At 44.7% G+C, this 21,814-nt stretch carries 21 protein-coding genes; all 21 read right to left on the bottom strand.

What is annotated here, in order from left to right:
• Position 1: 1 nt before the first annotated feature.
• Positions 2 to 520: an Asp23/Gls24 family envelope stress response protein gene (locus A5882_RS06795; protein ID WP_086372568.1), complete on the bottom strand. Its 519-nt coding sequence runs from the start codon at positions 518 to 520 to the stop codon at positions 2 to 4.
• Positions 521 to 576: 56 nt separating this feature from the next.
• Positions 577 to 771, bottom strand: a complete 195-nt coding sequence (locus A5882_RS06790) for a DUF2273 domain-containing protein (protein WP_005232259.1) — start codon at positions 769 to 771, stop codon at positions 577 to 579.
• Positions 772 to 782: 11 nt separating this feature from the next.
• Positions 783 to 1,346: an alkaline shock response membrane anchor protein AmaP gene (gene amaP, locus A5882_RS06785; RefSeq protein ID WP_086372567.1), complete on the bottom strand. Its 564-nt coding sequence runs from the start codon at positions 1,344 to 1,346 to the stop codon at positions 783 to 785.
• Between the two features lie 205 nt (positions 1,347 to 1,551).
• Entirely contained in the window at positions 1,552 to 2,157 is a 606-nt protein-coding gene (locus tag A5882_RS06775) for a metallophosphoesterase (protein WP_005232261.1), read from the bottom strand.
• Between the two features lie 42 nt (positions 2,158 to 2,199).
• On the bottom strand, positions 2,200 to 3,045 hold the full coding sequence (locus tag A5882_RS06770; protein WP_008376169.1) for an aldo/keto reductase: 846 nt from the start codon (positions 3,043 to 3,045) through the stop codon (positions 2,200 to 2,202).
• A gap of 177 nt (positions 3,046 to 3,222) precedes the next feature.
• On the bottom strand, positions 3,223 to 3,564 hold the full coding sequence (locus A5882_RS06765; RefSeq protein ID WP_005232263.1) for a DUF1831 domain-containing protein: 342 nt from the start codon (positions 3,562 to 3,564) through the stop codon (positions 3,223 to 3,225).
• Positions 3,565 to 3,632: 68 nt separating this feature from the next.
• Positions 3,633 to 4,772, bottom strand: a complete 1,140-nt coding sequence (locus tag A5882_RS06760; protein WP_016611430.1) for a cysteine desulfurase family protein — start codon at positions 4,770 to 4,772, stop codon at positions 3,633 to 3,635.
• Between the two features lie 199 nt (positions 4,773 to 4,971).
• Positions 4,972 to 5,925, bottom strand: a complete 954-nt coding sequence (gene manA / locus A5882_RS06755) for a mannose-6-phosphate isomerase, class I (RefSeq protein ID WP_176257035.1) — start codon at positions 5,923 to 5,925, stop codon at positions 4,972 to 4,974.
• Positions 5,926 to 5,970: 45 nt separating this feature from the next.
• Positions 5,971 to 6,987 (bottom strand): serine hydrolase, encoded by a 1,017-nt coding sequence (locus A5882_RS06750; protein ID WP_086299028.1) that lies wholly within the window; start codon positions 6,985 to 6,987, stop codon positions 5,971 to 5,973.
• Between the two features lie 119 nt (positions 6,988 to 7,106).
• On the bottom strand, positions 7,107 to 7,808 hold the full coding sequence (locus tag A5882_RS06745) for a DUF624 domain-containing protein (RefSeq protein WP_086372566.1): 702 nt from the start codon (positions 7,806 to 7,808) through the stop codon (positions 7,107 to 7,109).
• Positions 7,809 to 7,845: 37 nt separating this feature from the next.
• The gene (locus A5882_RS06740; protein WP_086372565.1) at positions 7,846 to 9,477 is read right to left on the bottom strand and encodes an extracellular solute-binding protein; all 1,632 of its coding nucleotides are present in this window, start codon (positions 9,475 to 9,477) and stop codon (positions 7,846 to 7,848) included.
• Positions 9,478 to 9,542: 65 nt separating this feature from the next.
• Complete coding sequence (locus A5882_RS06735; RefSeq protein WP_005232275.1) at positions 9,543 to 10,436, bottom strand: carbohydrate ABC transporter permease; 894 nt, start codon at positions 10,434 to 10,436, stop codon at positions 9,543 to 9,545.
• A 22-nt stretch (positions 10,437 to 10,458) separates the two neighbouring features.
• Complete coding sequence (locus A5882_RS06730; RefSeq protein WP_086372564.1) at positions 10,459 to 11,373, bottom strand: sugar ABC transporter permease; 915 nt, start codon at positions 11,371 to 11,373, stop codon at positions 10,459 to 10,461.
• A gap of 410 nt (positions 11,374 to 11,783) precedes the next feature.
• Positions 11,784 to 12,605 (bottom strand): VOC family protein, encoded by an 822-nt coding sequence (locus A5882_RS06725; RefSeq protein ID WP_086372563.1) that lies wholly within the window; start codon positions 12,603 to 12,605, stop codon positions 11,784 to 11,786.
• A 175-nt stretch (positions 12,606 to 12,780) separates the two neighbouring features.
• Positions 12,781 to 13,542 (bottom strand): acetylglutamate kinase, encoded by a 762-nt coding sequence (gene argB / locus A5882_RS06720; RefSeq protein ID WP_086372562.1) that lies wholly within the window; start codon positions 13,540 to 13,542, stop codon positions 12,781 to 12,783.
• A gap of 35 nt (positions 13,543 to 13,577) precedes the next feature.
• Positions 13,578 to 14,768, bottom strand: coding sequence for a bifunctional glutamate N-acetyltransferase/amino-acid acetyltransferase ArgJ (argJ, locus tag A5882_RS06715; RefSeq protein WP_086372561.1), 1,191 nt, complete (start codon positions 14,766 to 14,768; stop codon positions 13,578 to 13,580).
• A gap of 78 nt (positions 14,769 to 14,846) precedes the next feature.
• On the bottom strand, positions 14,847 to 15,869 hold the full coding sequence (gene argC, locus A5882_RS06710) for an N-acetyl-gamma-glutamyl-phosphate reductase (RefSeq protein ID WP_086372560.1): 1,023 nt from the start codon (positions 15,867 to 15,869) through the stop codon (positions 14,847 to 14,849).
• Between the two features lie 146 nt (positions 15,870 to 16,015).
• Positions 16,016 to 17,161 carry an acetylornithine transaminase gene (locus A5882_RS06705; protein ID WP_086372559.1) on the bottom strand — a complete coding sequence of 382 codons (1,146 nt, stop codon included), beginning with the start codon at positions 17,159 to 17,161 and terminating at the stop codon, positions 16,016 to 16,018.
• A 203-nt stretch (positions 17,162 to 17,364) separates the two neighbouring features.
• The gene (locus tag A5882_RS06700) at positions 17,365 to 19,245 is read right to left on the bottom strand and encodes an ABC transporter ATP-binding protein (RefSeq protein WP_086372558.1); all 1,881 of its coding nucleotides are present in this window, start codon (positions 19,243 to 19,245) and stop codon (positions 17,365 to 17,367) included.
• Positions 19,242 to 20,969: an ABC transporter ATP-binding protein gene (locus A5882_RS06695; RefSeq protein ID WP_008376197.1), complete on the bottom strand. Its 1,728-nt coding sequence runs from the start codon at positions 20,967 to 20,969 to the stop codon at positions 19,242 to 19,244. The genes A5882_RS06700 and A5882_RS06695 overlap by 4 nt, the downstream gene beginning before the upstream one ends.
• Positions 20,962 to 21,630, bottom strand: coding sequence for a TetR/AcrR family transcriptional regulator (locus A5882_RS06690; protein ID WP_005232294.1), 669 nt, complete (start codon positions 21,628 to 21,630; stop codon positions 20,962 to 20,964). Before A5882_RS06690 ends, A5882_RS06695 begins: the two co-directional genes overlap by 8 nt.
• Between the last annotated feature and the right edge of the window lie 184 nt (positions 21,631 to 21,814).

Here is a 21,814-nt window from a genome sequence, read left to right as displayed (position 1 = left end):
ATTATTGAACGCGTGGTTCGTTGTTTTCTTGAATACGCGTCGTTGTCCGGTTGAAGGCACCTTTGGCTTTACGTGTTTGTTTTGACGCAAAGTCGCCAGTTGTTTCTGCCGCACTGCTTACTTTGTCTTGAACTGTTTCAGAGTCTTTTTCGAATTGTTCACGTGTTTTGACATCTGCTACATTCACGTTTACTTCGATGACTTCTAAATTCGTCATTTTGTTGACTTGTGTTGAAACAACCTCTTTGATTTGGTCGTAGATCGTGGTCATGTCGCTGCCATATTCTGCAACGATATCAAGATCGACTGCCACTTCTTTTTTCCCAACTTCAACGTTGATCCCTGAAGTCACATCATCGGTGTTGACTAATTTACCTGCAATATTTGAGAAGAAACCGCCATCGACTGTTAAGAGTCCGTCTACAGATTCTAATGCAATGCCTACGATTTTTTGAATCACTTTATCTTCGTAAGTTAATTCTCCTTTAACACCTGCTGTTGGTTTTGTTTGGTTTTCCATCGTACATTCCTCCTACTATAATCTTGATATAAATTAAACTAATAATGTTACCAAAGTTAACGGCGCGGTCTTTGAAATTGTTCAAAGAATCCGACTTCTTTGAGATAAAATCCCAGATACGTACCTAGTGCCGTAAATAGCACCAGCAGTATGGTTTTCAAAAAGCCGATCGTTAGAAACAGGATCGCTAGGATCAAACCGAAACCTGCAAAGATAAGCGGGATCTTATAGTGGTAGAACCATTCACTCATACCTGTTCCTCCTAAACTACACGCGGTTGGTCATGGGCTGCTGGCGTTTCTTGCGTATCTTTTAAAACAACTTCCGTTTGGATATTGCTTTCGATACCGAAAAGCTGCTGCAGACTGCTGCTGATCTCACCAACCAAAGCTTCTTGTTTTTGCGGGATGGCTGCTGTTTGTTTCATTTCTCCATCGATTTTTACCGCTACTTTATTCTTGACGATTTTGATTTTTACCGATGGCTGATGGATGAAATCTGTTTGTTTCACCCGCTCGAGCACAAAATGCTCTAACGCCTTCTTCTGAATCACTAAATCGCCTGTCTTATGGGGAATGATCAAGCGGTCTGAGCGTTTTGGATAAAACAAAACGACAAAGAGTGCGATCACTGTAAAAATAGCAAAGCCAACAGATAACCAAAAGAGCAGCATACTCATGGAAGATCCGACCCAAGGATATTCATCCAAAGGAATCAAGTAAACAGGCAATGAAGCCGCTTGCTGATTGGCGATGATCCCAAAATAAAAGACAAGTAAGAGTAAAAGCAATCCGATGATAAAAATCACTTTAGAAATCTTACGCATTGGCAACCTCCTTTACTGCTTTCTACTTAAAGCATACACATTTCTTAAATATCCATCAAATAATAACTCTTGGAATCGATTATTTTTTACATATAAAGTTTATTTTTATCAAAAAAATTTCCTTAATCAAAGCTTGCTGTCAAAGTCATCACAAAAAAAGCAAGCCACCCGAATCTGTTTGGATGCTTGCTTTTCTTGTTATCTGTTAACGAGCTAGCTTGGCAAGTTCTTGTTGCTTTGCATGATGTAGCACCGCCAGTTCATTTTCGGAAACTGGTCGACCGAAGGGACGCGGCTGCGGCAGAAACGCCAATTCCGGTGCATCGACTCCTACGTTGAGATTCTCAGCGATTGGTACACTATGATGATGGATATGCCCATGCAGATTGCGGCTGTTTTTGGTGATCCCCAGCAGCATAGGATAATGGGTTAGTAAAAATTGCTGATGAGCAAACTTCAGCAAAACACCAACATCTTCAAACGCATACTTTTGGGCTCCCAAACAACCAGGATCATGCTTGCGCAAGTACGCAAAGAAAGCCCGGGTATCATGATTGCCTTTGATAAAAACGATTTTGCCCTGCAGCTGTGCTAACAGCGCCGCAATTTCTGGAAAACCTGCTTCATAAGCAGGGTGCATCGCGACATCCCCTAAATGATAAACGACATCTTTATCCGCAACGACCTCATTCCAGCTAGCGATCATCGTTTCATGCATTTGCGTCACTGTCTCAAAGGGGCGTGGGGCAAAGTCATTGTCCCCGAGCAAGGCTGCATGAAAATAATGGGTATCAGACGTAAAAAATTTCATAGTCGCTCCTTACTTTACTGCTTTTTTCTGTGATTAGGGTCTTCAAATCATCGCTAGCGGCTGCTTTTTCGTTGGCTCCGGAAAGCGTGCATCGATTGTCGCCAATTCGCTTTTGGAAAAAACGATTTTGGTAGCTTCAATGTTCTGCAGCATATGCAGCGAGTCACTGGTTTGGGGGATCGCTAAGACGTGGGGTTGTCGAAGGGTCCATGCCAAAAGCAGCTGAAAAATCGTGCAGCCTTTGGCTTCTGCCAGCTCTTTCACCACTTCATCATTTTTGAAGTGGTGCCCTAGCCGATCGCCTTGAGCAATGGGTGAGTAGGCAATCACCGGAATCTCAGCCTCTGCCTGCCAAGGCAAAAGATCGTATTCGATCCCCCGGGCACCTAAATTATAGAGTACTTGGTTGGCGGCACATTGATCGCCGTTTTCTAACCGCAACAGCTCCTCCATATCTGCCACGTCAAAATTAGAGACGCCCCATGCACGAATCTTTCCAGAGGCTTTGGCAGCTTCTAGTGCGTCAACTGTTTCTGCTAACGGCACATCTCCTCGCCAGTGGAGCAGATACAGATCAAGATAGTCGGTGCCTAAACGCGCTAAGCTACGGTCTAAAGCTTTCGGCAATTCATCTGCGGAGGCATTCCAGGGATAAACTTTTGAAATCAAATAAAGATCCCCTCGTGTAAAGGGCTGGATCGCCTTGCCAACTAGCGTTTCTGCGTTTCCCTCGCCGTACATTTCTGCGGTATCGATGACAGCCGCTCCGGCTTTGATGCCCGCTTGCAGCGCATCGATCTCGGCTTTTTCCTTAGCAGGGTCATCCCCCATATGCCAAGTCCCCATTCCAACGGCTAACACGGATTGCTTGTTTAAGGTTCGTTTCATCTGGATTCCTTCTTTCTCGTCTCAACGTATCCACTTTCTGAGAACGGCTTAGGTTTGTTTACTTTAGTATAAAAAGAAACCGGCAAAGATACAAAAGAAGTGTATCAATCCCTTGCCTGTTTGGCGGAGTGACACACTTCTTGCCCTTTGAACGGTATAGCTGCTTTTGACAAAAGCTTACGCTTTGACAAACAACCCGCGGCTGATAAAACCATCCATTAAAAAGTAAAATTTTTCTTGCAGCATTTTGTGCTGTTCATCTTTGAAAATATTGACTGCTTTTAATCCATTGGCTGTCGTGATCGACATCTTGAAGGTTTGCAGATCTTTTGCAACAGTGATTTTTAATTTAAATCCTTCTTTGCTTTGGGGTGTTGCTTCAAGGCCACGAATCAATTGGAAGTTGCCGCCGTTCGTTTCTGTAAAGCCATTGTCCCGCAACGTATATTTTTTTGCTTCAGGAGCAATGCGGTATTGGGTTGCTGCGCCTAAAACGGTTGCTGTTGTTTCAAATGCCATGTTCTTCACCTCTTTAACATCATTTCTTTCATTATAAATAGTTTTCAGCGAGATTGCTAGCTGTTCTCCTACTTTTTCGTTGCTAAGACAGTTTCTGCTAATAGCTGAGCAAATGCTTCGATTTCCGCCAATGTGTTGCCATAGCCAAAGCTGACTCTGACCGATTCCCGGATAGCTGGATGCTCTTTGCCTACCATCGCTTCTAGCACATGGGAGGGTTCAACATTGCCCGCCGTACAAGCGCTGCCTGTCGAGATGGCGGCTCCTTTTAAGTCCAATTTCATCAGTAACAAGTCACTGCTGACCCCTGGGAAACGCAGATTCAAAATATGGGGCAATTTGTGTGCTGGATCACCATTCAACTGAACATCAACGCCTTGTGCTGCTAAGGTCTCCATCAGCACATCGGCAAACGTTTGATATTGTTCTGCCGCTGCTTGCTGCGCTTCGGGGGTATGCAAAGAAGCTGCTTTGGCCATTCCCATGATGGCTGCCAAGTTTTCCGTCCCTGCTCGCCGTTTTTCTTCTTGTTCGCCACCGTGGAGTAGCGAAGGTAGCGACAAGCCATCTCGTTTATACAAAAAGCCGATCCCTTTTGGTCCGTTGATTTTGTGAGCCGAAATGCTTAGGAGATCAATGCTATTTTCATTGATTTCAAGCGGGATTTTGCCATAAGCTTGCACGGCATCGGTATGAAAAACGGCGGGATGCTCCCGTAAAAGGGCGCCAATTTCTGCAATCGGCAACAAATTGCCCGTTTCATTGTTTGCCGTCATTATGGATACTAAAATCGTATCGGGACGTAAGGCAGCCTCAACTTCACTGACGGCCAATTGCCCCTTTTGATCTACGGGCAAATAGGTCACCTCAAAGCCTAAGCCTTCTAAATAGCGCATACTCTCAATGACCGCCGGATGTTCGATCTGGGTCGTAATGATATGTTTGCCTTGTGCTTGTTTGCTAAGGGCTGTACCGATGATCGCTGTATTATCACTTTCGGTACCTCCACTGTTAAAAATGATCTCATGTTCCTTGACCCCTAGCTGCTGAGCGATCGCTTGACGAGCCAATTCTAATTGGGTGTGGGCATCTCGACCATAATGATGAATGCTTGATGGATTGCCAAAAAATGTCTGCATCGTCTCACTCATCACTTTGATCACTTCTGGGTGCAGCGGTGTCGTTGCTGCATGATCTAAGTAAACCATTCTTTTCACCTATCCTTCATTACTGCCATTATAACAAATCTTGCTCAGACGTCTATCGTGAGTGTCCATACGAAAAAACCTGTCAGTCAAAAGCGGAAAAATCGCCAATGATGACAGGCAGCTGAACGCGTTCAGCCTTACGAAAAATCAGGAACGTGTGCTGTTTTGCTTGTGCGAATCACGTCACTTACTGATCGTTTTATTTTTTTCCAGGTTCAGAGGCAATGACAGTCAATTCACCAACCAATTCCCATTTCTTGATCGGGTTTGGCAAAATGCAGCTCGTGCCCATTTTTAGTTCATAGGAATGACCGTCGATCATCAACTGCCCATACCCATCAATCACGGTCATCAAGGTATAATCGGCCTTTTGTGCCAAAGATAATTTCCCACGTACTTCCCATTCATACACATTGAAAAATGGCGTTTCAAGATAGGTAACGACTGCTGATTGTCCTTGTTTGACTTCACGGATCGATAATTCTGGCGTCCGTGCAGGAATCGTCGTCACATCGATTGATTGTTGGATATGCAGCTCCCGTGTTTGTCCTTGATCATCAGTACGATCATAGTCGTACACCCGATAAGTCGTATCCGAGCTTTGTTGGGTTTCTAAGATCATGATCCCTTTCCCAATGGCGTGGATCGTTCCACTTGGCACGTAGAAGAAATCGCCTTTTTTCACAGGGACTTTTGTTAACAAATCATCCCAACGACCCGCTTCGATCATTTCCGCAAGTTCTTCTTTGGTTTGTGCGTGGTGGCCATAAATGATTTCCGCACCTGGTTCGGCATCAATAATGTACCAGCATTCCGTTTTCCCTAATTCCCCTTCATGGGCTAGCCCATACGTGTCATCAGGATGGACCTGAACGGATAGATCATCTTCCGCGTCTAGAATTTTAATTAATAATGGAAAGACTGGTTCGTCTGAATGTCCAAACAGTTCTTGATGGTCTTGCCAAAGATCCGCCAATGTTTTGCCTTTAAACGGACCATTTTCAATGACGCTCACCCCATGAGGATGCGCACTGATCGCCCAATCTTCACCGATCTTGTCACTCGGTAAATCAAAACCAAAAACAGAATGCAGGCGACTGCCGCCCCAGATTTTTTCTTGAAAAACAGGTTTCATAAACAATGGTTCCATAATTGTTCCCCTCTCTAGTTGTTCGTGCATATTATAGCATGAATCCGCTTATTCGGCAGATTCTTTTAAGTAACATTGCAGGATTTCGTCACGATGACCCAAGTAGCTTTCTCGATGATCCACTGGATGGACCCGATTCGATAAGAAAATAAACGCTTTTTTGTTAGGGATATCTACTGCGAGAAACGTGCCTGTATAGCCTGTATGAAATAATTGGTACGGCGCACCCAATAAGTCCCAGCCATAGGTGCGGGGCTTTGTGCTTTCAGGCGTCTGCCTCTGAGCCAGCGCCTGCATCACTTTTTCTGAGAAAAACGGCGCACCTTGCTGCTGACCATTTGCCAATAACAGTTGAACGAACAGCGTCAAATCATCCACGGTAGAAAACAACCCGGCGTTGCCGGCATGGTTTCCCAGCACTCGTGCTTTTGGGTCATGGGTGATTCCTCTAAGGATACTGCCGTCTGGCTGCTGCTGGGTAGGCACGATCAATGGCAGCTGTGAAGGAGGAAAAGGCGGAAAGCCGCTGTTCTTCATGCCTAAAGGCGTCAAGACTTCTTCTTGAAAAATCTCGGTCACTGGTTTTTGATACAGCTCCTCCAATAAAAAGCCCAGCAAAATCGTCCCAGTATCCGTATAGCTGACCGTTTGACCGATCGTATCACTGCTTTCAAGCTGCAAATACGCCTTGCGCAAGGCAGCAGCATCCAACTGGTCTCGATGAGGAATCCACGTGTTGATGGCTGCCGTATGCGTCAGCAAGTGCTTGATCGTTACCCGATCGTCTTTAAACGCTGGCAACCAACGAGTAAGCGGCGCCTCCATCTCGATTTTTCCTTGATCCCACAATTTTAACAGAACACTCGTTGTACAAACGACTTTCGTCAATGAGGCTAAATCAAACAAATGATCTTTCGTCATAGGTTCGGTTTTCGGAAGAAGCGCTGCCTGTCCGAATACCTGGGTCTCTTGGGTTTCACCAGCGATAAAACGCAGCACCGCTCCTGGGAAAACGGTCGGCATTTTTTCTTGAATGAGCTGTACTGTTTTTGGGTACATTGTCATCGTTCCATACTCGCTCCTTTCAGGCTTGTCTTGCTTCTAACTTTAGCACTTTTTGCCAATGAAAAAAACTACCCATTAAGGATAGTTTTCAGATTTTTTTCTAATCAGTGTTACATAGATTACTCATCGGCTGGTGCAGCTTTTGCTTGCGCCTTTTGGATGATTCTCAAATAACTGTAACACGCACATTGGCTACCTAGTCCCCCTACGATCAATCCCGCGAGTAAGGGATTGATCAAGACGAGCAGTAAAGCGAGGCCACTCAACAGCCCTAGCAACATCAGTGTCTGCAACGGTGCCCAAAAGATGATGAAAAAGCTTTTGATCAAGGCGAGCCGCATGGGTGCCGCCAAATGCACACTGTCGCAGATAAAATACAGCAACCACACGAGTAAAATGATACTTAAAAACAAATAGCCGACAGCCAATACGGGCAACTGAAAGGAATCGATTTGGCGATAAGAGCCTAACAGCAGCAAAGCGAGACTACCGAAAAAGAGGCCTGCGGCAAAACTGCGCCGATAATTTTCCCGATAGAGCCGCCAAAAGGTCCCTCCGATGGCCTGTCGTGGTTCTTGATAGTACAACCAGCGCCGCATGACCCCAAATAAAGCAAAGGTCGCTGGCAAAAGAATGCTAGGAAAACTAATGATCAAACCAACCAAAGAGAAAAGAAACTGACGAGGAGAGCTGGGGAAAATCAGCCCCAAAGCTAGCAATAGAACGGGCAGATTGAACAGTAACCAGTAGCCATTCAAAAGCAACATACTAGCTATCGCTTGACTGGCACCATACCAACGATACCATCGTTCATTTCCCATCAGTCCGCCTCCTTTCTCTAATCAGCTGATTTACCCTCTAGCGGGCTAAGTTTTGTAGATTTTGCTGCCATTTCTCTGTTTGATAACCCAGCAACTCTTGATAGCCCGCTGCTTGTGCTTGGGCTTCCGCCTCAGCAAAGATGGCACGCACTTCTTCATCGCTGTCAGCAAAGATCGCTGAAGCATTGGCTTCTTCAAAAATATCGTTGATCCGTTGCTGAATGATTCCTTCTGGTGAGTCTGGCATCGGGTTGATCGCCGCAAATTCCGTGTCGTCTTTTTGCGTGTCCCAAGTAATAGCATGCTGCCATTTCGTTGCCCAGTTCATTTGATCTTCTGGAAGATTCAGTTCAAATTTTGTTTTGGTATTGTCTAAAAAGGCGGAGTTGCCGTTCCATTGGAAACTTGAAGTTGCTTGCTCGATCTCCGAAACGCCTGCACTGTCTTCTGCATAGGCATCCGTAAATTGCGTATAGCCTTCTTCGTCAAAGCCATCCCAATACTGGCCTTCTGGACCAAACATCAAGATCGATTGGCCCAACGGTCCTGTCAACCAGTCTAAGAAGGCAAAGACTTTTTCTGGGTCTTCTGCATTTCTAGTAATGACACTGACATTCCACCCTAGCATTTCATAGGAACCTGGGAAAATATTGTCAGGATCTAGTCCTGGTTTAGCAATTGGTTCGATATAGAAATACCCCGCATCTGGGTTTTGCTCTTGTAAGATATAGTGGGCATCGCGAGCATGATTCGATGGACTGGCAGCCGCATAGACAGCTACACGACCACTGGTTACTTTTTCTGCAACCATATCCGCATCTTGGGTCAAGGTATCTTGGGTCATCAAGCGCTCACGGTACAATCTTGACGCATATTCAATCGATTCTACGTAGTTTTCATTGGCAAAGATCGAGGTCAACACGTCGCCTTCAGGAACAGCGCGAATGCGGATATCTGCTGGTGAACGCCCTTCTGCAAAGGCGGAGTATAAGACATTGATCCCTTGTCCGCTGACATCTGTTTCAAATGGAATAACATCAGGAAACTCTGTTTGAACTTCTTTCAAATACTCATAAAGATCATCGGTTGTTTTCAATTCTGGCGCACCTAAAGCATCATGGATCTCTTTATTGACGACATAACCCGCATTCCCGAAAGGCTCCGAGCTATACCAGTTGGGAAACTGATAAAGTTTGCCGTCTTCTGAACGAAGCATGTTCAGGATGTCTTCTCCCGCCCATTCTTTCAAGTTCGGATACTTATCCAAGTAATCATCAAATGGCACTAAGGCACCCGCTTCTCGCAGCCGTTCCACATCCGACCCTCGATCAAGCCAAATAAAATCAGGTAGATCATCGCCAGCGATCATTGTGCTTAGCCGCTGTGCTGCATTCCCGCCACCATCGATCGCACGAATATCTACCTTGGTCAGTTCTTTGATAGCAGCAGTTGCTGGATCATCTCCCCAACGATCCATCGTGTACCAGTCATAATTACCAAACATCGTGATCTCCAACGGTTCACTGCCTAATTCAAAGACCTCCGAACTGTCACGGTCATTCGCTGCCGCCCCATCACTTTCTTTTGTCCCTGACTCACTGCCGCAAGCAGCCAGTAAGAGACTCATCGCAGTCACTGACAGCACGCCTTTTAATACCTTTGCTTTCATTCTTTTATCCCCTTTCAACGTTTCGTTCCTTCTCTCCTCTAATCAAGAGAGTTCCTCCTGCTCTGCTAATCTTTCAACGAACCAATCAATACACCTTTTACAAAATACTTTTGGACAAACGGATAAACCATTACGATCGGCAAAGTCGCCACCATCATGATCGCCATCGACAAGGATTTTCCTGTGACACCAGTCATTTCCGCCAAACGTGCTGCTGAGCCAGAATCGATTTGACTCATTTGCGAACTCACCGTGTTCGAATTCAAGACTCGTTGCAAAAAGGTCTGCAAGGGAATCAGATGATCTGAAGTAATGTAGATGCTTGGCATAAACCAATCATTCCAATGCCCAACGGCGGTAAATAGCGACAAAGTGGCAATGACTGGACCTGATAACGGCAAAATGATTCGGAAAAACGTGCCCCAATAACCACAACCATCAATTTTCGCTGAATCTTCCAATCCTTTCGGCAGTTGCTGAAAGAACGTACGGAAGATGATCATATTCCAAACACTGATCAGACCAGGAATGATCATTACCCAAAAAGAATCCATCAGTCCAAGTGAACGTACCACTAAAAAAGTTGGAATCAAGCCGCCGCTGAAGAACATCGTGAGGATGAAAAAAATCGTAATAAATTTTCGCCCTATCAGTTCTCTTTTTGACATTCCATATGCTGCCATCGCTGTCAGCATGATCGATGAAAACGTCCCGATCACTGTCCGTAAGACACTGATGAAAAAGGCATTCATCAAGCGCTGATCTTGAAAGACGATCTGATAGTTTTCCAACGTGAATTCTCTTGGCCAAAACGTGATCCCACCAGTCACCGTGTCACGTCCAGAATTAAAGGAAATCACCAGCGAATTCCAGAAGGGATAAAACGTCAAGAATGCAAGCGTTATCAAGAAAAGGTAGATAAAAATCATCATCGCTTGGTCGCCCCAATTTTTCTTCATTGTTCATTTCCTCCTCTGCTGATCACCATAAGCTGTGACCCACTTTGCGTGCGAAAAAGTTTGCTCCGCTCAAAAGAGTGACACTAATGACTGCTTTGAACAAACCAACAGCTGTTGCGTAGGAATATTGAGAGTTGCTGATCCCTACCCGATACACATAGGTATCAATGACATCCGCCACATTTCTAAGAGCTGGATTGCTCCCAAGTAAAAGCAAATCTTCAAAGCCCGCATTCAATAAGTTGCCGATCTCCAAAATGAGAAAAATCGTAATGATTGGAACGATCGAAGGCAGAGTGATCAAAAAGACTTGCTGAAATTTCGTTGCGCCATCTAGTGATGCTGCTTCGTACAGTTGCGGATCGATCCCAGCAATGGCTGCCATATAGACGATCGAGCCAAAGCCAATCGATTTCCAAAGATTTGTCGTAACGATGATCGTCCAGAAATAGCGAGGGATCGATAAAAAGTTGATTGGTTCATCGATCAGGTTTAAACTCTCCAAAGCAATATTTAAGCTACCGTTATCCATCGATAAAATCGACATCGTAACCCCCGCCACGATCACCCATGATAAAAAGTGTGGGAGATAAGTAATCGTCTGCACCACACGTTTGAATGCAACGTTCTTGACCTCGTTAAGCATCAACGCCAGCAAAATCGGTGCTGGAAAACAAATAGCAATCTTTAGCACACTGATCATAATGGTATTCCGTAAAATTTCCCAAAAACGTGGTTCACTAAAAAAGCGCCGAAAATTATCAAAGCCGATCCATGGACTGCCTGTCATACCTTCAAAAATATTGTACTGTTGAAACGCCATCAAAATCCCGTACATTGGGATATAGCTAAAAATGCCTACCAGTAAAATCGCCGGCAGTACCATCATCTGCAGATCCCACTGAGCAAAATATCGGTGTATCCACTTTTTTTCCATCACATCTACTCCTTGTCTTCCCGTTACTGCTCACCACCAAAAGAAACCGCATACATTAATAACAACAAATAACCTCTGCGTCCAGAGCCATCGAATCTCGATTCTTTTTTATTATAAATTAAGAATAACCACAATTCAATATAATGTTTGCGATTTTTGAATCATAATGGCTATTATATTAAGTTTTAAGACAGGCGTTTCAAATATTAAATAACTAAATAAGAAATTCAAAATAGATTGGACCTGTTCTACTAATGCAGATAAACTACCGTTTTTTCAATGATTGGTCTTCGAATCGATGTAACAGTTTTTTACACTCTTTCGTGCGAAATAAAAACAAAAGTTTCTTTTTTTGACAAAAAAAAGAAAAAGCAGAGAATAGTCCTCTCTGCTTTTTCTTTCAAAACACTTTATTTTTTAACGATAAACCACCATTCGATACCGATAGCATCGTAGGTCGTCAACAATTGCCGTTTTTTGTCGATGAAAAACTCTTGCTTCTTCTCAGACAAGTGTTTTTCTAATGTATCGATATCTTCTTGACTGATGGAGATTTTCAAGAAGTCTAAGCCAAGCACCTCATGGGTCGGTAAATCGATCGTACCACCTTGTGCTTCCGTCAAGCCAACTTGGAAGTCACCATCATTGAGGATAAATTCCTTCGTTTCGGCTTCTTTTGTTTTCAACCCTAAGCTTTCTTCTAAGAAAAGCTGCTCTTTGGCTAGATTACTGACGTTTAAATACAGCTTGCCAAAATGAGCTTCTTTTGATAAGCCAGCCGCTTTTGCAGGTGCCGCTTTGATCAATTCTGCTTCGTCTTTTGGTACCGCAGTTCCTGCGGGTGCTGTAAATAAGACTTCGATTTTGTTTCCTTCTGGATCCGCTATAATAAAGCCTAATTGATTCGCTTCATAACGAGCTTCTTCGAAAGCAATCGCTTTTTGTTGGGCATTGCTCGCGATAGTTGCCGCTTCTTCTAGCGAGGATACGGCTAAAACGATGCGCTGCATCTTTTTGATCTCACCGAAATGGTCGTTGGCACGCGGGCTTTCTTCCAACCATAAAACTTCTCTATCTAATCCTTTTAGACCAAAGATGGCCAACTCATTTTCTTCTCTTTTCAGCTCAAAGCCAAGTACATCGCGATAAAAGGCAATCGCTTGATCGCGGTCTTTTACCCGAATTGCAACAGTCAGCAACTTCGTACTGCTCCCCAATAAGAAATCTGTCATTGTTTCTCCCCCTACTTACATATGTACTCATTGTACTGATAAAACGAAATTCTAGCAAATGAAATCCCTACCTATTTTATTCTTTTTTTAGAGAAAATAAGAAGAAAAGCACAGAAAAGTCAGAATTTTGCATTTTTATAAGTAGAGAGGAGGCGTTTAGGTGTTGCTAATGGCTTCAACTATAGACAGCTGCTGCTGGACTTGCCGCGAGGATCTGGGTTCCTAAACGATCGATCCGATCGGTGATACAAACGGCAGCTACCCCTGCTTTTAAGGCTTTCTGAGCACTTTTTAGTTTTGGCAACATGCCGCCTGTAACTACTTCTTCGGCGATCAGTTGGGGGATCTCCTCAAAAGAAACAGCCGACAACCACTTGCTTTCTTGTTTGATGCCAGGAACATCCGTCAACAAATACAGTTTTTCGGCTTGTAAGCTGGCTGCGACCTGACAAGCCACTTCATCCGCGTTGATGTTCAACCATTGCCCCTCTGGCGTAATTCCTAGTGGGGCCAAAATCGGAACATGTTTTTTCTCTGTCAAGAGCTGCAGGAAAGCAGCGTTGATTTGTTGAACCTTCCCTACTTGCCCTAATTTCTCCTCATCGATAACTTCTCCTTGGATCAGCTGATCACAGCCAGCATTCAGTCCCACGGCATGGAAGCCAGCTTGCTGGAAAGCAGTCGTAATCAGCGGTTGAACTTGTCCCAAAAGGACCATTCTAGTTACTTCAAGCGTCTGGGGATCGGTCACCCGCAGGCCGTCTTTGATCGTGACTGTCAACGCCATTTTCTCCATCATTTCTGAGATGTAGTGACCACCGCCATGGACGATGACCACTTTTTTGCCCGCAGCTTGCCAATCTGCTATCGTCTCAAAGAATGACGGGGTTAAATTTTCTGAGGCGACACCGCCGATTTTTACTACGATCGTTTCCATCTACTCGCTCCTTTTTGTCTAGTACCTGATTTGTTTCAGGTATGATATAGTGCGTTGATTTTCACATAGTCATACGTCAGATCACAGCCCCAAGCGGTGCCAACACCTGCTCCTTCTTTCAGCTCAACAGCGACTTTGACTTCACTTTCCGCCAACTCTTCTTGCATGATGGTTTCGTCAAAAGCTACCGGTATCCCTTGGACAAAGACGGGAATGTCGGCTAATGCGATCGATACCGTTGCTGGATCGATGGGTTGCCCACTATAACCCACTGCACATAAGATACGCCCCCAGTTTGGGTCTTTGCCAAAGAGGGCTGTTTTGACCAGCGGCGAACCGACGATGGTTTTGCTGATCATGCGGGCTGCTTCATCGGTCACAGCTCCACTCGTGTGAGCTTCGATCAATTTGCTGGCGCCTTCTCCGTCCTTCGCAATTGCTTTGGCTAAGGCGGTCAGAACTGCTTTAAGCATCCCTTTAAACTCATGATAAGCTGGCGTATCGGCTTCGATCGTTGGATTTTTGGCTAACCCGTTGGCTAAAACTAACACCATATCATTGGTAGATGTATCACCATCGACCGTGATTTGATTAAAGGTGACATCGGTCAACTCTTTCAGCAGTGTTTGCAAGAGTGCTGACGAGATCGCTGCATCCGTCGTAACAAATGCCAGCATCGTGGCCATATTAGGATGGATCATACCAGACCCTTTGGCACAGCCCGCAACAGTCACCGTTTTGTCAGCGATCGTTGATTGGATGACACTGCTTTTTTCAGTCAGATCCGTCGTCAAAATCGCTCTTTGGAATTGGTGGGCATCCCCTTGCCTGTTTAGTTGCTGAATCCCTGCAGTGATTTTTTCCATCGGTAAGCTCTTGCCAATGATTCCGGTGGAGGCTACCGCAAAGGCTTCTGGACTCGTATGCAGCTGGTCTGCTGCCAATTTTGCCATCTCTTGTGCATCTTTTAAACCTTGCTCCCCGGTACAAGCATTGGCATTGCCCGCATTGACGATTACGCCTTGCAAGGTGCCTGCTTGCATTTTTTCCTTTGTAATGAGAATGGGCGCCGCTTGTACTTGATTGGTGGTAAAGACTGCCGCAGCACTGGCTGGCACTTCAGAGACGATCCAACCAAGATCGACTTTCTCTTTCTTCAGGCCGCAATGCAGACCGTCGGCAAAAAAACCTTTTGGGGTTGCGATCGTTCCTTCGATTTCTTTCATTTTCTTTCCTCCTACTGCCACCTTTTTGCGGATTGTCCACTGGCTGACACGAGTATCCTCACGCGTCTGTTGGCTATTTTATGGATATAACGGTGCTTGCATAAGACCAGTCGTTTCTGGTATCTTTGCCCATCGATTGAAGTTTTGGATCGCTTGGCCAGCAGCCCCTTTGCCTAAATTATCGATCACTGCGACAACGGTCAACACTTGGGTCAGCGGATTGAAACATAGGCCAATGTCACAAAAATTCGTTCCCGTCACTTGCCGCAGCTCGGGCAGCTTTCCTAACGGTTGCACTCGGACAAACGGATGGTCTTGATACGTTTTTACGTACAGCTCATAGATGTCCTCTTGCGAAATCGCGTCTTTGATAGGCGCATAAAGCGTCATAAAGATCCCTCTTTTGACAGGCAGTAAGCTGGTAGAAAATTGGATCGGCGGCATTGCCTGATCCCATTGCTGAAACTGCTGCATGATCTCAGGAATATGCTGATGCTGATTTGGCTTATACATCGTCATGTTATCCGCAGCGGTTGCAAAGTGACTGCTGTCCGTCAATTTCTTACCAGCACCCGACAAACCCGACTTGCCATCAAAAATCAACGTACCGCTGAATAGTTTTTGCTGAACCAACGGCGCAGCAGCTAAAATGGCAGCAGTCGCATAACAGCCTGGATTGGCGATCAAATTGCCAGGAGTCGTTGCAAACTCAGGCAGCGAATAGGTCGCGTGTGCCAACAACTCGGCAGGGGCAGCTTCTTGGTGATACCATTTTTGATAGCTATCCCGATCCTTCAATCGCAGATCACCAGAAAGGTCAATCACTGGAAAGTCATTTGCGACAAAAGTCGCTGCGAGTTCTTTGCTGATTCCAGCAGGAGTCGCAAAAAACACGAGTTGATTTTCCTTTTGGATTTTTTCTGCATCAAAAGGTTCGATCAGCTGCTCTGTCAGCCCAACTAGATGAGGATACAAAACTGATGAATTTTCATGTATAGAATGACTATGCAAGGTGCCCACCTCCAATTGGGGATGTTGCTGGATCAAACGAATCAATTCAATTCCGGTATACCCTGTTACACCAACGATTGCTGCCTTCAAACACGTCACTCCTCAAAAGAATTTACTTAAGATTATAAGAAACTCCCATTGCTCTGTCAATGATTATTTATAAAAATATTCAAAATAAATTCGCTGTTATTCGGTTTTTATAAGAAAAAATGCCTAAAAAATCTATTTTTATACAATTATGCTAAGATCGCTTGTAAAATCGCCAAGGCTGCTTTCGTTTCCTCTTGCGAGATCGTTAAGGGTGGCAGCAAGCGCAAAACCTTGGTACCCGCCTTTAATGCGAGGAGGCCTTGGTTCCGCAGTTGAGTCAACACGGATTGCAAGCTTTCCGAATCTGCTAATTCGATACCAATCATCAATCCTTTCCCACGAATCGCCTGCACCTTAGATAGTCCTTGCAATCCGTCGAAAAACTGCTGCTGACGCAATTGAACATTGACTTGAATGTCCTCTTCTTGCAACACACTGCAGACGGCACTAGCAGCGGCCATCGCTAATTTATTGCCACCAAAGGTCGAACCGTGACTACCTGGTCCAAAAGCCGTTTGCAAATGACTTTTGCCTAGCATCGCTCCGACAGGGATCCCGTTACCAAGCCCTTTGGCTACGGTAAAAAGATCAGGTTCAATGCCGTATCCTTCAAACGCAAACAGCGTTCCTGTCCGTCCCATCCCGGTTTGGATCTCATCCACCACTAGCAGTGCTCCCTGCTCCTGACAAAGGGCTGCCACGGCTTGGACCCATGCCACCTCAGCAGGGATCACGCCGCCTTCGCCTTGGATCAATTCTAAAAACACGGCTGCCGTATGCTCATCTAAAACGGCTTGCAATGCCTCAAGGTCATTAAAGGGTACATACACCATCTCTGGTACCAGCGGACCAAACCCATCGTGAATACTGCTTTGCCCAGTCAAAGACATCGCGCCAAAGGTCCGACCGTGGAAAGATTGTTCAAAACTGATGACTTTGCTACGGCCAGTCGCTTTGCGAGCCAGCTTTAAAGCTGCTTCGTTCGCCTCAGCGCCGCTATTACAAAAATAGGCCAGATACGGCTCGTCTGATACGTTCTTTTGGTTTTGGGTCAGCTTTTGGGCAACTTCTTCTTGTAGTTGGCTGTCATATAAATTCGGCACATGCCAAATCTGCTCTGCTTGGGTCATCAAAGCGGCTTGCACTTTGGGATGTCCATAACCGAGATTGACAACCCCGATACCGCTCGTTAAATCTAAATATTGGTTCCCTTGCGAATCTACGACATAGCTCCCGCTGCCTTGCTGGATATCGATGGGCAAACGGCTGTAATTAGGAAAAAGATGACTCATTGGTTTCACTCCTTGTCTTGGATCATTCGAAATTATGTATTAATATACATTTTTATCTAGATAATTGCAATAAATATTTAAATTAAAGCGATAAAAATTCATAAAAAAAGAAAGCAGTGACAATCACTGCTTTCTTTCAGTCAACCTTTGGCGGTCTGTTTATCATCATTTGGGGAAGAATTTCTTTCATTACAAACAGTGGATCACGCCACTTCTTCTGAAAATTGACTGTTATAAAGGTCTGCATAGAAACCGTTTTGCGCCATCAATTCCTCATGGTTTCCAGTTTCAACAATAGATCCGTGATTCATCACGATGATATTGTCAGCATCACGAATCGTAGAGAGACGGTGAGCAACCACAAAGCTGGTCCGATTTTCTAACAAACGTCCCATTGCTTTCTGGATCAAGATCTCAGTCCGCGTATCGACACTAGAAGTTGCTTCATCCAAAATCAAGACGTCTGGATCCGCTAAGAAGGCGCGGGCGATCGTGATCAGCTGACGTTGACCTTGGGAGATGTTGCTGGCTTCTTCATTCAAGACCGTATCATAGCCTTCTGGCAATTTGCGAACAAAATCATCCACATGGGCAGCCTTCGCCGCAGCAATCACTTGTTCTTTGGTCGCTTTTTCATTTCCATAATGAATGTTGTCATAGATGGAGCCGGTAAACAACCACGTATCTTGCAGCACCATCGAGATATTACTACGCAATTCATCACGAGTCAAGTCTCGGGTATCTCTGCCATCATAACGAATGCTACCGCCAGAAACATCATAAAAACGTTCCAAGAGATTGATCAGCGTGGTTTTCCCAGCGCCGGTTGGTCCTACGATAGCCACCATCTCACCAGCTTTGACATCCAGATTAAAATCGGTCATCAATAATTTGTCTGGGGCATAACCAAATTGAACATGATCGAAACGAACTTTGTATTCACTGTCTTCCACTGGTAAACCAGAAGGCTCATCATTCATTTCTTCTTCATCCAAGACTTCAAAGACCCGTTCGGCAGATGCAACGGTTGATTGGATGGTGTTTAGTAAGCTAGCGATTTGAGTGATTGGTTGAGAGAATTGATTGGTGTATTGCAAGAATGCTTGCACATCCCCTAACGTCATGTTCCCATTCGCCACTTTGATCCCACCAAGGACAGCCACGAAGACATAGCCTAAGTTTTTAATGAAGTTCATCAAGGGCATAATGATCGCTGAAATAAATTGGGCTTTCCAACCAGCGGAATACAGACGGTCATTTTCTTCTTCAAAAACGACTTGATCGGCAGCTTCATGGTTGAAGGTTTTGACTACTGTATGACCGCCGTAAGTTTCTTCGACTTGGTCATTGAGCAATCCTAAACTTTTTTGTTGGGCCGCAAAGAATTTTTGCGATTTTGGTGCGACGATCATCACGACGATCAAGCTTAAAGGAACCGTTGCTAAAGCAATCAAAGTCAGTTGCCAACTGATCGTCAGCATCATCCACAAAACCCCGATAAAGGTCACGACACTCGTAATAAATTGGGTCAAGTTTTGTTGCAGGGTACTTGCGATATTATCCATATCATTGATTGCCCGTGACATGATATCCCCATTTGAGTGAGTATCATAGTAAGAGATCGGCAAGCGGTTCATTTTTTCATCTAAGTCTCGACGCAGCTCATAAACCGTTCGTTGAGAGACACGGGTCATAATAAACTGTTGTAGAAAGTTGAAGACGGCTGAAATCACATACATGCCGATCGCGATCAAAATGATTTGACCAACTTTCTCAAAATCGATAGGAAATTCTGTCACCTGTTGGCCGGCTTGCATCTGCTGTGTACCGATCATGACCCCTTTAAAAATTTCAGTGGTCGCTTCCCCTAAAATTTTCGGTGTTTGGATTTGGAAGATCACGGCTGCGATCGCTAAAACGAAGACGGCAATGATAGCGATGGAGCGTTTCGACATGTACCCGAAAAGCCGTTTGACCGTCCCCAAAAAGTTTTTTGGTTTTGGTCCTTTGGCACCGATGTTACGGCCCGGGCCGCCACCCATTGGTCCGCCACGGTGTTGTGTTGTTGTTTTCTTTTCACTCATGCAAGATCCTCCTCTCTCAATTGTGAAGAAACGATTTCTTGATAGGTTTCATTGTCTGCCATTAATGATTCATGGGTCCCTTTCCCTACGAGTTGTCCTTCATCTAATACTAAGATCGTATCGGCATCCATGACGGTGCTGACCCGTTGGGCAACCACGACCATGATGCTGTCTTGCATGTCGCGTTTCAGCGCTGCTCGTAAGTTTGCATCGGTTTTGAAGTCCAATGCGGAGAAGGAATCATCAAAGACATAGACATCTGCTTGTTTCACTAACGCACGAGCAATCGCTAAACGTTGACGTTGTCCACCAGAGAAGTTGCCGCCGCCTTGTTCTACACGGCTATCTAAGCCATCTGCCAGTTCGGAGACAAAATCTTTGGCTTGGGCGATCTCTAATGCTTGCCAGATTTCTTCGTCTGTCGCATCAGGTTTTCCATATTTCATATTTTCACGAATGGTACCGGAAAACAGTACCGCTTTTTGCGGAACAAAGCCCACGACTTCTCGTAGATTATGCTGGGTGATTTCTGCAATATTGACCCCATTGATTTTGATTGCACCAGACTCCACATCGTACAAACGAGGCAAGAGATTGACTAGTGTCGTTTTCCCTGAGCCCGTCCCACCGATGATGGCAACAAAATCACCAGATTTTGCTTGGAAGTCGATATCTTCCAACGCCAATTTCTCAGCGCCTTGGTAGCGATACGCCACATGGTCAAAAGTCAAGGTTGCTTGATCCCCTTGTAAGCTCAATGTCGCTGGTGTTTTTGGATCGAGAATTTCATCTTCTTCATTTAAGACTTCGTTGATCCGGTCAGCTGATGCTTGGGCTCTTGGCACCATCACGAAGATCATGGACAGCATCATAAAGCTGATCAAAATTTGCATCGCATAAGTCATAAACGCAATCAGGTTCCCGACTTCTAAGGTCATTTCGGCAATATAATGACCACCAAACCATGTGATGGCAATGTTCGTTCCACTCATGATCAACGTCATCAAAGGCATCATCAAGGCCACGATGGTATTTACTTTGATCGCGGTGTGGGTGTAATCTTTGTTGGCTTGATCAAAGCGATTCGCTTCATAATCCGTCTTGTCAAATGCCCGAATAACGCGGACCCCCGTCAAGCCTTCACGAAAGACTAAGTTCAAACGGTCAGTTTTCTTTTGCATACTTTTGAATAACGGAACGGCAAAATACATAATACCGCCAACTAATACTAGCATGATAGGAATAACGACTAAAAAGATTCGTGTTAATTGGGCATCTTTTTGATAGGCCAAGAAGCTCGCCCCAATCAGTGTGATCGGTGCATTGATCATCATACGTAAAAACATTTGCGTCACCATTTGAATTTGGTTGACGTCGTTAGTGGTTCGTGTGATCAATGATGCGGTCCCAAATTTATCGAAAGAACGAGAAGAAAAATTCTCAACTTTTTGGTAAATGTCCGAACGTAGTTTTTGTCCTAATTTTTGTGATTCTCTTGTTGCAAAATACGTATTTCCTAAAGCGGCGATGATACTGATCAATGAAAAGCCGATCATGTAAAAGCCGGTTTTCCAAATGTAATCAATGTCCCCTGTCGCCACCCCATTGTTGATAATATTGGAAGTCAATGTCGGTAGATACAAATCAGAAACGACTTGGATCACCATAAACACCACTGCCATGATTATGGAAATGACGGATACGCGTTTTATCAGCTTAATCATAGGTTTCCCCTCTTTCTTTTTTTGCGCCCTCTCTTAACCAGCGGACTTTACTGTTGAAATCAGCGATCGCTTCGGCAGGATCATAGTCTGGATCAAATGCTGATTGGCGATAGGCTTCGGCAATCGTCGAAAAGACGGTATGCATCAGCAGCTGGATCAGCATTTTCAACTCATGGTCGTCTTTGACTTTCAATAAATCTTTGTCGACCTCTGACAAAAAGATGGCTTGTTGCTTCTGCCGATCGGCTTTGTGTTCTTGATGCATCTTGTGCTGCATCTCTGGAACGACTTTATGGAAGGAACGATAATCCATACTCATAAATAAATTGCGGTAAAAGTTTGCGTTTTTGCCTTTGAAAACCTCGGCGATCATCCGTGAAAAGTACCATTCGAACCCCGCAAACAGATCCCCGTTTTCATGTTGGATCGATTTCAGCAGATCTCGCTGACTATTTTTTTTCAACGTATGGAAATAATAGTAATAAAGATCTTCTTTGTTTTCGAAGTATTGATAAAAACTCCCACGAGGAATCTCGGCATCTTTGATGATATTGGCGATCGAGGCGTCTTTCAACGGCAGCCTTGAGAATTCTTTTTTCGCCGCATTTAAGATGCGCTTTTGTTTTTCCGGCGGCAAGTGAAAAAATGTATCGGTCGGCATCACAAGCAACTCCTTTCTAATTTAAAATAAATCACAGCTCTCGATATGACACGATGTCATATGACACTGTGTCATTATACACCCCTCACCAGAGAATGCAAGAATTTAAATTTGACTTTTTTATGAAGGAATCAATTCTGGTCTTTTTATAAAAGGCGTTATTTGAAAAGAAATCACGAGTGAA

The organism is Enterococcus sp. 4E1_DIV0656 (genome assembly GCF_002140695.1).
Taxonomy (GTDB): domain Bacteria; phylum Bacillota; class Bacilli; order Lactobacillales; family Enterococcaceae; genus Enterococcus_D; species Enterococcus_D entomosocium.
The sequence above is the reverse complement of the archived record's forward strand: the minus strand, read 5'-3'. Positions and strand labels throughout refer to the sequence as shown.